The 12,761-nt window shown below is 66.3% G+C and carries 10 protein-coding genes and 1 pseudogene; 4 read left to right on the top strand and 7 right to left on the bottom strand.

What is annotated here, in order from left to right; genetic code table 11:
* Positions 1-176: 176 nt before the first annotated feature.
* Positions 177-512: a hypothetical protein gene (locus tag PIN01S_RS06400; RefSeq protein ID WP_139198533.1), complete on the bottom strand. Its 336-nt coding sequence runs from the start codon at positions 510-512 to the stop codon at positions 177-179.
* Between the two features lie 215 nt (positions 513-727).
* On the opposite strand from PIN01S_RS06400, the gene PIN01S_RS06395 reads away from it, so the two are divergent.
* The 3 genes from PIN01S_RS06395 to PIN01S_RS06385 all read left to right on the top strand — a co-directional run bounded on the left by PIN01S_RS06395 (position 728) and on the right by PIN01S_RS06385 (position 2,346).
* The gene (locus PIN01S_RS06395; protein ID WP_084334526.1) at positions 728-958 is read left to right on the top strand and encodes a PLD nuclease N-terminal domain-containing protein; all 231 of its coding nucleotides are present in this window, start codon (positions 728-730) and stop codon (positions 956-958) included.
* A gap of 157 nt (positions 959-1,115) precedes the next feature.
* Positions 1,116-1,826, top strand: a complete 711-nt coding sequence (locus tag PIN01S_RS06390) for an endonuclease (RefSeq protein ID WP_084334524.1) — start codon at positions 1,116-1,118, stop codon at positions 1,824-1,826.
* Between the two features lie 85 nt (positions 1,827-1,911).
* Positions 1,912-2,346 carry a low affinity iron permease family protein gene (locus tag PIN01S_RS06385; RefSeq protein ID WP_084334522.1) on the top strand — a complete coding sequence of 145 codons (435 nt, stop codon included), beginning with the start codon at positions 1,912-1,914 and terminating at the stop codon, positions 2,344-2,346.
* A gap of 56 nt (positions 2,347-2,402) precedes the next feature.
* Here the strand turns inward: PIN01S_RS06385 and PIN01S_RS06380 are convergent.
* A pseudogene (locus tag PIN01S_RS06380) lies at positions 2,403-2,552 on the bottom strand (con-10 family general stress protein); the annotation flags it as partial.
* A gap of 245 nt (positions 2,553-2,797) precedes the next feature.
* Between PIN01S_RS06380 and PIN01S_RS06375 the strand changes: the two are divergent.
* Positions 2,798-4,066 (top strand): cytochrome P450, encoded by a 1,269-nt coding sequence (locus tag PIN01S_RS06375; protein ID WP_084334520.1) that lies wholly within the window; start codon positions 2,798-2,800, stop codon positions 4,064-4,066.
* A gap of 496 nt (positions 4,067-4,562) precedes the next feature.
* Here the strand turns inward: PIN01S_RS06375 and PIN01S_RS06370 are convergent, their stop codons facing one another.
* The 5 genes from PIN01S_RS06370 to PIN01S_RS06350 all read right to left on the bottom strand — a co-directional run bounded on the left by PIN01S_RS06370 (position 4,563) and on the right by PIN01S_RS06350 (position 12,633).
* Complete coding sequence (locus PIN01S_RS06370; RefSeq protein WP_084334519.1) at positions 4,563-4,802, bottom strand: YheU family protein; 240 nt, start codon at positions 4,800-4,802, stop codon at positions 4,563-4,565.
* A 59-nt stretch (positions 4,803-4,861) separates the two neighbouring features.
* Positions 4,862-7,648 carry a hybrid sensor histidine kinase/response regulator gene (locus PIN01S_RS06365; protein WP_084334518.1) on the bottom strand — a complete coding sequence of 929 codons (2,787 nt, stop codon included), beginning with the start codon at positions 7,646-7,648 and terminating at the stop codon, positions 4,862-4,864.
* A gap of 106 nt (positions 7,649-7,754) precedes the next feature.
* Positions 7,755-8,945, bottom strand: a complete 1,191-nt coding sequence (locus tag PIN01S_RS06360; RefSeq protein WP_084334517.1) for an osmoprotectant NAGGN system M42 family peptidase — start codon at positions 8,943-8,945, stop codon at positions 7,755-7,757.
* Positions 8,946-9,015: 70 nt separating this feature from the next.
* Positions 9,016-10,758: an N-acetylglutaminylglutamine synthetase gene (gene ngg / locus PIN01S_RS06355; RefSeq protein ID WP_170837175.1), complete on the bottom strand. Its 1,743-nt coding sequence runs from the start codon at positions 10,756-10,758 to the stop codon at positions 9,016-9,018.
* A gap of 102 nt (positions 10,759-10,860) precedes the next feature.
* The gene (locus tag PIN01S_RS06350) at positions 10,861-12,633 is read right to left on the bottom strand and encodes an N-acetylglutaminylglutamine amidotransferase (RefSeq protein ID WP_084334513.1); all 1,773 of its coding nucleotides are present in this window, start codon (positions 12,631-12,633) and stop codon (positions 10,861-10,863) included.
* Between the last annotated feature and the right edge of the window lie 128 nt (positions 12,634-12,761).

Here is a 12,761-nt window from a genome sequence, read left to right as displayed (position 1 = left end):
CGATGGGTGGAGCGGGGGAGGGCGGTGTTCGGCGGGGCTCGTTGGGCGAATGAATTCGCCCCTACAAGCGCAGTGACGTGGTGAGATGGCTTCGTTGGATCAGTGGGCTCGTCTCGCCGTAGCCCGGATAAGCGCAGCGCCATCCGGGATATCGGATTCCCGGACGGCGCTGCATCCTAGCCCTCCAACTGTTCGAGGCGCTCTGCGAAGGCTTCCAGTTGTCCGTTCTGCAACGCCTGGTCGACGAACGCAGGCCAGTGCTCGGTCCAGCGTTCGGCATAGAGGATGGTGTGCATCCAGCGTCGCAGTTGCGGAAGGTCCGCCGAAAATATCCATTCCCGCGAGCGACTGGCGAACTTGGGATCGCCGCCACGGCCGGGTTCGGCGAACCCCGTTTCGGCTGCGCCTTCGAGGAACCAGCGGTAGCCGGGTATGCCGGGAGGTGCATCGGCTGTCTGTCGATGCTGCCTGACCAGGGTCTGGGCGAGCTGCGCCATACGAGCACAATCCATGCGGTCTTCCTCCTTTTTGGAAAGGCGCTAGAAATAACCTTCTCTGGAAATCGATGGCGTGTGATCGGGCACGAAAAAATTGCGGACCCGAGCACAAAAGGAACAATAGTTGATTTCCGAGGTGGGAAACGACCGCCTACCACGGTGGTCGGCCCGGTTGAACTGTCCGGTTCGTGCATGGCCAGAACTATTAAGAGCCACTGGGAGGAATCGTCATGAGCGAGGGCCTGGTGTTTTTTCTGATGTTCGTCGCGGTGATCCTCATCTGCTTCGACCTGTGGGCGATCGTCAGCGTTTTCCGCAGCGATGCCGGCACGGATGCCAAGTTCGTCTGGGCATTCCTGATCGCCATGGTGCCGGTGGTCGGGCTGATTCTCTGGGGTATTTCCGGCCCGCAGGGGGTTGCCCGGGGTGGACCTACTTCGAAGGAGCACAGCAAGGGCTGAGAACCTGTTTACGATCTACTGCGTGTCGGCGGCAATCTGAACCGGCCTTGGCGTGGCCGTGATGCCGTGTAATCTGTGATCTGGTTTTTGCCATCTTCCTGCCAGGATTGGCAAAAAATGTCGGGCGGGTAACATGCGGCGCTTTTGAGTGCCGCCCATGCCGTTGCGTTTCTCTCTTCTGCTTGCCGTCGTTCTCTCCCTGCCCGCGCTGGCTGATGCGCCGCGAAGCTTCTCCGAAGCCAAGCGAATCGGCTGGACGCTCTACGAAAAGCAATCCACCGAGTTCTATTGCGGCTGCAAGTACCGGGGCGAACGGGTCGACCTGGCCAGTTGCGGCTACGTGCCGCGCAAGAATCCAAAGCGGGCCCGGCGCGTGGAGTGGGAACACATCGTGCCGGCCTGGGTGATCGGCCATCAGCGTCGCTGCTGGCAGCACGGCGGACGTAGCAATTGCGCGAAGAACGACGAAGCCTATCGCCGGGCTGAAGCCGATCTGCACAACTTGGTGCCGAGCATCGGCGAGGTGAACGGCGATCGCAGCAACTTCAGTTTCGCCTGGTTGCCGCAGCGCCACGGCCAGTACGGTGCCTGCCAGACGGTGGTGGATTTCGATGCACGCAAAGTCATGCCACGCACGGCGATCCGCGGAATGATCGCGCGCACCTATTTCTACATGAGCGAGCGCTACGGCCTGCGCCTGTCCAAGCAGGATCGCCAGTTGTTCACGGTCTGGAGCAAGCAGTATCCGGTCGAGACCTGGGAGCGCCAGCGCAACCAGCGGGTCGGTTGCGTGATGGGCTGGGGCAACCCTTACGTAGGGCCGCTGGATAAATCGCGTTGCCCGGTCCGCAGGGCTGGCAGGCGCTGATCCGCTCTCCCTTTCGGCGTGCCGTTCTGAATTCCCGCGCTGGGTTTGGGTCGGAACCTTTAGGTGTTGAAATGGGAGAACCCTGATGGCGACCAAGAAAAAAAGCAGATTCGAACGTTGGGCCGAGCGTCTGTCGGAGTGGGCGGGCAGCGCCAGCACCTTCAAGATCGCGGTGCTGGGCCTGGTGATCTGGGCTGCGACCGGGCCGCTGTTTCACTTCAACGATACCTGGCAACTGATCGTCAATACATCCACCACGATCATCACGTTCCTCATGGTGTTCCTCATCCAGAACACCCAGAACCGCGACAACGATGCACTGCACATCAAGCTCGACGAGCTACTGCGGGTCAGCAAGGACGCGCAGACGGCGTTGCTCGACCTCGACGAGCGGGATGCGAAGCAACTGAAGAAAATGCGCAAGCGTTACGTCGAGCTGGGCCGGCAGGCCGAGTGCGACGACAACGAAGTGAAGAACATCATCGATGGCGTCGAAGAACCCGAGTCGCCGGAAAAATGAACGCGCCACGACGAAGAACGGGGGCCCTGGGCCCCCGTTCTTCGTATCAGCGGTGGTTAACTGCGGCCGCCACCATGGCTGTGCTGGCCACCCTTGCGGCCGGCTTCCGAGGCTCTTTCGCGGTCATTGGCGAAATTGCCGCCACTGTTGTGGCCGCCTTTGCGGCCGGCTTCGGACGCTTTTTCACGGTCGTTGGCAAAGTTGCCGGGATTACGGTTAGGCATGTCGTTCTCCTTTTGCGGGTTGAACGTCTGGCCGGCTTTCGCCAGCCCTCGTAAGGTGTGAGGGCGTTCAGGCGAAACAGTTCAGGACTTTTTCATGAGCGGTCGGCTGCCGTCTCGCTGCAAGCGAACCACTCTATTCCGGCCCTTGCGCCCCGTGGGCAAACCTTCGCTGCACGGCATGGTCGATCTATCAGGGCTTGCCCTTTTTCGGCTCGCCAGGAGACTCCATGTCCGATATCCCCCGCGATCGAAGCCTGGACAGCACGCTCGCCCTGTTGCGCGAGGGGTATGGGTTCATCCCGGACCGCTGCCGGCGCTATCGCAGCGATCTGTTCGAGACCCGCCTGTTGTTGCAGCGCACGCTCTGCCTGAGCGGCGAATCGGCGGCCCGGCTGTTCTACGATCCGGCGTTGTTCACCCGCACGAACGCGGCACCGCGCTTGCTGCAGAAGACCCTGTTCGGTGTCGGCGGCGTACAGGGGCTGGACGGCAAGGCGCACCGGCTGCGCAAGCAGATGTTCATGGACCTGATGACTCCGGAGCGCATGCGCGAGCTGCTGCGGCTCAACGAGGCGCATTGGCGCGAGGCTATCGAAACCTGGACGCTCCGCCCGCAGGTGGTATTGCTCCACGAAGTACAGACGATCCTCTGTCGCAGCATCTGCGCCTGGGCCGGAGTCTTGCTGATGCGGGACGAGGTGGAGCGTTGCCGTGCCTGGTTGGCGGCGATGATCGACGGTGCCGGCGGGGCCGGGCTGCGACATTGGCGGGCGCGCCGGGCGCGGGCGGCGGCCGAACGCTGGTGTGCGGAGCAGGTGAGGGCGGTGCGCGAAGGACGGCTGGTGCCGGCGCCGGGTTCGGCGCTTCAGGTCATTGCCGAACATCGGGAGCACGAGCGGTTGCTCGATCCCGCCGTGGCGGCGGTGGAACTGCTGAACGTGCTACGTCCCGCCGTGGCGATCGCCCGTTTCGTGATCTTCGCCGCCCTGGAGCTGCATCGTCAGCCGCAGTGGTATGCGCGCCTGGCGGAACGCGACGAGCTGATCGAGCCCTTCGCCCAGGAGGTACGCCGGCTGTATGCCTTCTTCCCCTTCGTGGCGGCGCGGGTGCGCGAGGGCTTCCACTGGCGCGGCCATTACTTCGAGGAAGGAACCCGTGTGCTGCTGGACCTGTTCGGCACCAACCGCGACCCGCGCACCTGGGAACGGCCGGACGATTTCCTGCCGGAGCGCTTCCAGCATTGGGATGGCAGCGCCTTCAACTTCATTACCCAGGGCGGTGGCGAACACCGTCGCGACCATCGCTGCCCGGGGGAGTGGATCACCATCGAACTGCTCAAGCTGGCGCTGCGCGCGCTGACCCGCTGGATGCGCTACGAGGTGCCGGATACCCAGGACCTGAGCGTGAGCCCGGTGCGCATGCCGGCGTTGCCGCGTAGTCGTTTCGTTATCCGTAATGTCCGGCCGGTGGCGGTTACGGCGCGGTTTGGTTCGTAGGACGGGATATGTGGTTGGAAAAGTAATTAGCTCTGCCTGCATTGGTTGTGCCGCTTGCGTGACGCACCCCTCTCCCCCGGCCCCTCTCCCGTAAACGGGAGAGGGGAGATTCGTGCTACCCGGCGTAACGAAGTCATCCTGACGCTTTGGCATTGCCAGAGAGATTGCAGAAGAGGTTGGGCCAACTCCGACGCCCCGTCAGGAGGCCGAGCGGAATCGTCGTGTAGGGGGACGAGCGGCATGGATGCCGCGAGAGGCGCGATTGGCCAGGGATGGCCCTTCGTGCGGGGCCGCCGAGGTCGGCCCCCGGAACGGCGATGGAGCGAGGGAACCCCGGCGAAGCCGGGGCCGTATGCCGGGGCAAGCCCTCTTGGTTACCTTCTGGGGCGACTGCCAGAAGTAACTCGCCGGGGGGCGAAACAAGAAGTATCTGAGGAACTCAGCAATCGGTTGGGCTCAGGACTTTCCAACAACACCTAACATAGAGGGTAGGGGTTTACCCCCTGTCCTCATCCAGCCATTCCCGAGGCACTTCTTCCTTCAGCATCAACTGGCATTGCTGGCTGTCCGGGTCGAAGACGATCACCGCCTGGCCTTTCTCCAGGGCGCGGCGGGCGCGGGCTACCCGGGTTTCCAGCGGTGTGTCGTCGCCGTTGTCGGTGCCTTCGCGGGTCACGAAGTCTTCCAGCAGGCGGGTGAGGGTGTCGGCTTCGAGCAGGTGGTAGGGGATCAGCATGGGTGTACCTCCGGACCGGCGATGCTAGAAGATTGACGCACGGGCGTCGACTTCCCCGGTCAGGTTTCCGGGTCCGGGAGGGCGGCGATGCCCTGGGGTTCCGGGCTGTCCGGCGAGCCCAGGTAGCGCTCCAGGGTGGCGTAGAGCAGTTGGCTGTCTAGCGGCTTGCCGAGGAAGTCGTTCATGCCGGCGTCGCTGCCGTGCTGGCGGTGTTCGTCGAGGATGTGCGCGGTCAGGGCGACGATGGGGACGGGCGGCAGGTGCTGCTGCTTTTCCAGGCGGCGAATCCGGCGGGTGGCTTCGAAGCCGTCCATTTCCGGCATCTCGCAGTCCATCAGGATCAACTGGCAGGCCGCTGGCGCGCGCTGGTATTCGTCGAACGCGGCGAGCCCGGTGCCGACCACCCGCACTTGGTAGCCGCGTTTGCGCAGGAAGCCTTGGACCACCAATTGATTCACCGGATTGTCCTCGGCCACCAGGATGCACGGCGCCGCCTGCTGGGCATCGCGCGGTGGACGGGACGTCGGCATGACGGACGGCGAGCCTTCTTCGTAGAGTTCCAGCAGGGCCTTGCGCAGCGCGGTCACCGCCAATGGCTGCGGCAGGGTGAGCAGGCGCAGGCCGTCGGCGCTCGGCGACTGGCACTGGTCAGGCGGGCAGAGCATCAGCACGCGCTGTCCGGGCTCCAGGTACGGGCGCAACGATTCCAGCCAGTGGTTGACGCTGCCGGGCCAGGGCGCCATGAGGATCAGCAGGGGCGGGCTGGTGAAGTCTTCCAGGCAATCCACCAGGCGCTCCGGGCTCTGGCAGCGTTCGGTGCGCATGTCCCAGCGGCCGAGCAGACGGCTCAGGGCGTCGAGGCCGAGGCCGTCCAGCGAGGCCAGCAGCGCCGGTCGTCCGGCGAGCAGGCGTAGCAGTTCGTCTTCCTCCGTCTCGCCGGTCTGCAGGGGGATGTCGAAGGCGAAGCGGGTGCCCTGGCCGGGGGTGCTCTGCACTTCGATGCGGCCGCCCATCATCTCCACCAGTTCCCGGCTGATGGCCAGGCCCAGGCCGCTGCCGCCGTAGCGACGGGTGGTGCTGGAATCGCCCTGGGCGAAGGATTCGAAGAGCTGCGGCTGCACCTCGTTGCGAATGCCGATGCCGCTGTCGCTGACCGAGAAGATCAGGTGCGGCGCACCCTGTGAGTCGCTGCGCCGACTGACGTTCAGCGCCACGTAGCCGTCCGAGGTGAATTTCAGGGCGTTGCTCAGCAGGTTCATCAGCACCTGCTTGAGCCGCGTCGGATCGCCGTGCAGGGTGCGCGGCACGCCGCCTTCCAGGCTGACGTAGAGCCGCAGGCGCTTGTCCAGGGCCTGGGCGGTGAACAGGCTGAGGGTGTCGGAGACCAGTTGCTCGAGGTCGAACTCGATCCGTTCCAGGGTCAACTTGCCGGACTCGATGCGGGCGTAGTCGAGGATGTCGTTGATCACCGCCATCAGTGAGCTGCCGGAGCTGGCGATGGTTTCGACGTAGAAGCGCTGGCTGCGGTCCAGCGGGGTTTCCTTGAGCAGTTGCAGCATGCCCAGCACGCCGTTCAGCGGCGTGCGGATCTCATGGCTCATGGTGGCGAGGAAGCGGCTCTTGGCTTTGTTCTCGATGCGCGCCTGTTCGGCCGCCTGGCGCGAGCGGAAGCCTTCTTCCTTGAGCAGGTTGATGCGGTCGGCGAGGCCGATGGAAAGGGTGATCAGCTCGATGGCGACGCCGACCTTGACCACCGAGGCGCCGTAGATGCCGAACAGCTCGACGCCCAGCGAGCCGGAGGTGGCGACGATGAAGGAGGCGAGCAGGATGCCCCAGGCGAGGATGTAGTAGGAGCCGTAGCGCAGCCCCTTGCGCCAGGCATGGACGCCGGCGAGCAGCAGCATCAGCGAGACCGCCAGCACCGTCAGGCTGGCAAGGATGTTCCAGTTCTGCAGGCCGATCAGCGGTACCGACAGCAGGGCGCCGAGGGTGCCCAGCATGAACAGCCGCAGGGTCAGGTCCAGGCGCGGGAAGTGCTGGGGGATGTGCAGGAAGTGCCGGCTGAACTGAAGCGCCGCCAGGCAGTGCAGGTACATCAGGATGTAGATGCTGATCGATTGCAGGCCGACGTGTTCGGGCAGCAGCTTGAACAGCATGCCGTCGAAGCTGGCGGTGAACAGGCCGATGTTGAGGCTGTAGACCACATACCAGAAGTAGGCGCGCTCGCGCAGCGAGAGGAACAGGAACAGGTTGTAGCAGAACATCGCGAACAGCACGCCGTAGAAGGCGCCGTTCACCCCCATCAGGTTTTCCTGGGCGGCGGCGCTGGCGGCGTAAGTGCTGAAGAACAGCGGCACGAAGACCGTGCTGGTGGTATCCACCCGGACCAGCAGGGTGCTCTCGCCGGGGGGCAGTTCGAGGGGAAACCAGAAGTTGCGCACCTGCACCGGGCGCTGGGCGAAGGCGAAGCGGTCGCCGCTCTCCTGGTGCCGCACCTGGCCCGTGGGATCGACCAGGAAGACCTGCAGGTCGTCCAGCAGCGGGTAGTTCACTTCCAGGTAGCCGGCCAGCGGATGCGCCCGGCTGTTGGCCAGGTGGACCTTGAACCACCACACCGAGGTGTTCTTACCGAGGTTGGCGTGGTCGCCCCGGACGGGCTCGAAGGCGGCGTCCGGGAGTGCCTGGGCCTGCTCGACGCTGAGCCGGCCGTCGCGGTCTTCGTGGTAGCCCATATAGGGCCCGAGGGAGAGGCGCAGGTCGTCGCGATCGAGCGGCGCGGGCGACAGCGCCCAGGCCGGCCCGGCCAGGCATAGCAGGAGCAACGCCAGACAACAGAGGCGCGGCATGTGAACCTCATGAGGGATTCGGTCGACCGTGCAGGCACTTTGCCCGGATGTGCCGTGCCCTTCAAGGGGCAGCGTGGCGGGACGCGCCGACCGATCCCTCGGAGCCTCATTCCTCCTGGCGCGGGCCCAGCACGCTGTCGACCGGCGGTACCCGGGTTTCGCTTTCCATCTGCGCGTCGTGTTCCAGTTGATGGCTGAAACGCTCCAGCGAACTGCGCGCCGGCTGGGCGTCGCTGGCGAACACCGGGGGGCTGAGCAGGTAGGCGCTGAGCAGCCGGGCGAGGGCGGCCAGGCTGTCCAGGTGGGTGCGCTCGTAGCCGTGGGTGGCGTCGCAGCCGAACGCCAATAGGGCGGTACGGATGTCGTGGCCGGCAGTGACCGCCGACTGCGCGTCGCTGTGGTAGTAGCGGAACAGATCGCGACGTACCGGGATGTCGTGTTGCCCGGCGAGGCGCAGGAGATGCCGCGATAGATGGAAATCGTAGGGCCCGCCGGAGTCCTGCAGGGCGACGCTGACCGCGTGCTCGCTGGATTGCTGGCCGGCGGCCACCGGGGCGATGTCGATGCCGACGAATTCGCTGACGTCGAAGGGCAGGGCCGCCGCCGCGCCGGAGCCGGTTTCCTCGGTGATGGTGAACAGCGGGTGGCAGTCGATCGGCGGTTCCTGGCGGCTTTCCACCACCGCCTTGAGCGCAGTGAGCAGGGCCGCCACGCCGGCCTTGTCGTCCAGGTGGCGGGCGCTGATATGGCCGCTCTCGGTGAACTCCGGCAGCGGATCGAAGGCAACGAAATCGCCCACCTCCACGCCCAGGGCCAGGGTGTCGGCGCGGCTGGCGGTGGTGGCGTCGAGGCGCAGTTCGACGTGGTCCCAACTGATCGGCAACTGGTCCACCGCGGTATTGAAGGCATGCCCCGAGGCCAGCAGCGGCAACACGCTGCCGCGCAGCACGCCGCTGTCGGTGAACAGGCTGACCCGGCTGCCCTCGGCGAAGCGGCTCGACCAGCAGCCCACCGGCGCCAGGCCGACACGGCCGTTGGCGTGGATTTCGCGGACGATGGCGCCGATGGTGTCGAGGTGCGCCGAGACCGCGCGGTCCGGGCTGTAGCGGCGTCCCTTGAGGGTCGCGCGGATGGTTCCGCGGCGGGTCAGTTCGAAGGGGATGCCCAGTTCCTTCAGCCGCTCGGCGACGTAGCGCACGATGGTATCGGTAAAGCCGGTGGGGCTGGGGATGGCGAGCATTTCCAGCAGCACGCGCTGCAGATACGCCAGGTCGGGTTCGGGCAGTTTGGCGGCCATGGGGTCACTCCGGGGCTGTGGACGGCTGTCCCGCCATCCGCCACGGGGACGGATGGCCGGCGGGGCCTTCTCAGCTCGGTGTCTGGCTGAGCGGGAACAGCAGGTCGACGAATTTTTCGGCGGTGGGTTGCGGCTCGTGGTTGGCGAGGCCGGCGCGCTCGTTGGCTTCGATGAACACGTAGCGCGGCTGGTCGGCGGCTTCCACCAGCAGGTCCAGGCCGACCACCGGGATGTCCAGGGCGCGGGCGGCGCGCACGGCGGCGTCGGCCAGTGTCGGATGCAACTGCGCGGTGACGTCTTCCAGGGTGCCGCCAGTGTGCAGGTTGGCGGTGCGGCGTACGGCCAGGCGGGTGCCTTCCGGCAGCACGCTGTCGTAGTCGTAGCCGGCGGCGTGTAGGGTGCGCTGGGTTTCCTCGTCCAGCGGGATGCGGCTTTCGCCACCGGTGGCGGCCTGCCGGCGCCGGCTCTGGGCTTCGATCAGCGCGCCGATGCTGTGTCGGCCGTCGCCCTGGACCTCGGCCGGACGGCGGATGGCGGCGGCCACCACCTCGTAGCCGATCACCAGGATGCGCAGGTCCAGGCCCTCGTGGAAACTTTCCAGCAGCACCCGGCTGTCGAAGCGACGTGCCGCCTCGATGGCGTGTTCCACCTCTTCCTCAGTGCGCAGGTCCACGGCGACGCCCTTGCCCTGCTCGCCATCCACCGGCTTGACCACGATGCGGCCATGTTCGGCGAGGAAGGCGGCATTCTCTTCCGTGCTGCCGGCCAGGCGCTGCGCCGGCAGTTCGAGCCCGGCGCGACGCAGGTAGCGATGGGTGAGCAGCTTGTCCTGGCAGAGGGTCATGCTCACCGCGCTGGTCAGGTCGGACAGCGATTCCCGGCAGCGGATACGCCGTCCGCCGTGGATCAGCGTGAAGATGCCGGCCGCCGCGTCGTCCACCTGTACTTCGATGCCACGACGGTGTGCCTCGTCGACGATGATCCGCGCGTAGGGGTTGAGTTCCGCTTCCGGGCCGGGGCCCATGAACAGCGGCTGGTTGATGCTGTTCTTGCGCTTGACCGCAAAGGTGGGCAGGTCGCGGAAGCCCAGCTTGGCGTAGAGCGCCTTGGCCTGGCGGTTGTCATGCAACACCGACAGGTCGAGGTAGGACAGCCCGCGCGACTGGTAATGCTCGATCAGGTGGCGGACCAGCGCTTCGCCGACACCGGGGCGGGTGCATTGCGGGTCCACCGCCAGGCACCAGAGGCTGCTGCCGTTCTCCGGGTCGCCGAAGGCTTCCGCGTGGTTGAGGCCCATCACCGCGCCGATCGCCTGGCCGCTGTCGAGGTCCTCGGCCAGCCAGTAGACCGGACCGCCTTCCTCGCGCGGGGTCAGGCGGCGGCTGTCCACCGGCAGCATGCCGCGCGTCTGGTAAAGGCGGTTGACCCCGGCCCAGTCGCCCTCGCTCTGCGCGCGACGGATATGGAAGCCGCGGAACGGGCGGCGCGCCGGGCGGTAGTCGGAAAACCACAGGCGCAGGGTGTCGGAGGGATCGAGAAACAACTGCTGTGGCGCCTGCGCCAGCACCTGCTGCGGTGCCGCCACGTAGAGCGCGATGTCGCGTTCGCCGGACCGTTCTTCCAGCAGGTCGGCGGCCAGGCGGGCGGCGTCCGGGTAGGTATGGCCGATCAGCAGGCGGCCCCAGCCGCATTGCAGGGCCACCGGCTGCCGGGGTTCTTCCTTGCCGTCCTCGGCGAAGCGCGCCTGCAAACGCTGGTAGGACGGTGCCTGTCCGCGCAGCAGGCGCTGGCCGTAGGCCTGGGATTTCTGCATGGCATTCTCCTTCATCGGTGCCGGGCGACCCTTCTGGATCGACCCTGGAACTTCGGGTCCGTTCCTCGCCGGCGTATGGCCGGCGTGTCGTCCGGTCGGGCGTCAAAGCCCGTGTTCGTCGAGCCACAGGTTGAGCGCGGCGAGCTGCCACAGCTTGGAGCCGCGCAAGGGGGTCAACTGGCCTTGCGGGTCGCTGAGCAGCCGGTCGATCGCCGCGATCTGGAACAGGCCGCGGTCCTGGCTCGGGTCGAGCAGCAGGTCGCGTACCCAGTCGAGGGTGGCACCTTGCAGATGCTTGAGGCCGGGCACTGGGAAGTAGCCCTTGGGCCGGTCGATGACCTCGGCCGGGATCACCCGTCGCGCGGCTTCCTTGAGCACGTGCTTGCCGCCGTCCGGCAGCTTGAAGCGCGCCGGGATGCGCGCCGACAGCTCCGCCACGCGGTAGTCGAGAAACGGCGTGCGGGCCTCCAGGCCCCAGGCCATGGTCATGTTGTCGACCCGCTTCACCGGGTCGTCCACCAGCATCACCGTGCTGTCCAGGCGCAGCGCCTTGTCCACTGCGTCGTCGGCGCCGGGGTGGGCGAAGTGCGTGCGGACGAACTCGCCGGAAAAGTCTTCCTCGACCCAGCGCGACGCCACGGTCTCGGCATAGTCGGCGAAGTCGCGGTCGCGGAACGCCGCCAGGTAGGCGGCCACCGGATCGGCGGCGCCGTCCACCTGCGGGTACCAGTGATAGCCGGCGAACAGCTCGTCGGCGCCCTGGCCGCTCTGCACCACCTTGCAGTGGCGCGACACTTCGCGGGAGAGCAGGTAGAAGGCGATGCAGTCGTGGCTGACCATCGGCTCGCTCATGGCGCGGAACGCCGCCGGCAACTGCTCGATGATTTCCCGCTCGTCGATGCGCAACTGGTGGTGGCGGGTACCGTAGTGACGGGCGATCAGGTCGGAGTAGTGGAACTCGTCGCCGCGCTCGCCGCCGGCATCCTCGAAACCGATGGAAAAGGTCAGCAGGTTGTCCGCCGCGCCGGCCTCGCGCAGCAGGCCGACCAGCAGGCTGGAATCGACGCCGCCGGAGAGCAGCACGCCGACGTCCACCGCGGCGCGCTGGCGGATCGCCACGGCCTCGCGCAGGCTGTCGAGCACGCGGCCCTGCCAGTCCTCGAAACCGAGCTGGCGTTCGTCTTCGCGCGGGCCGTAGTCGAGTTGCCACCAGCACTGCTGCTCGGCATTGCCCTGGGCGTCGAGGCGCATCCAGGTGGCCGGCGGCAGCTTCTCGATGCCCGCCACCAAGGTATGCGGGGCGGGTACCACGGCGTGGAAACTGAGGTAGTGGTTGAGCGCCACCGGGTTCAGGCTGCGCTCGATGTCGCCGCCCTGCAGCAGCGCCGGCAGGGTCGAGGCGAAGCGCAGCCGCTCGCCGTTGCGCGCCAGGTACAGCGGCTTGATGCCGAGCCGGTCGCGGGCGAGGAACAGGCTGCGGCGGTCGCGCTCCCAGATCGCCAGGGCGAACATGCCGTTGAGCTTCGGCAGCATGGCTTCGCCCCAGGCGTGATAGGCCTTGAGCAGGACCTCGGTATCGCCGTCGGAGAAGAAGCGATAACCCAGGCCCTCCAGCTCGCCGCGCAGTTCCGGGTAGTTGTAGATCGCGCCGTTGAAGACCATCGACAGGCCGAGGAAGGCGTCTGTCATCGGCTGGCCGGAGGCCTCGTCGAGGTCCATGATCTTCAGCCGCCGGTGGCCCATGGCGACCGGGCCCTGGCTATGGAAGCCGCAGGCGTCGGGGCCACGCGGTGCAAGGTGATGGGTGATGCGTTCGACCGCGGCCAGATCGGCCGGTCGGCCGTCGAAACGTAATTCTCCAGCTATACCGCACATAGGTTCCTTACCGGTGTTGTTGCCGTTGGGGAGGTGCACAGCGCAGGCGGTTGAAAACTATCGGTTGCCGACCTGCTCAGGCACCTTTTACACCCAAACAAAAAAATGCTTTGATGTCAAAGCTAAAT

The sequence above is a fragment of the Pseudomonas indica NBRC 103045 genome (genome assembly GCF_002091635.1).
Classification (GTDB): domain Bacteria; phylum Pseudomonadota; class Gammaproteobacteria; order Pseudomonadales; family Pseudomonadaceae; genus Pseudomonas_M; species Pseudomonas_M indica.
This window is presented reverse-complemented; position numbering and strand designations above follow the sequence as displayed.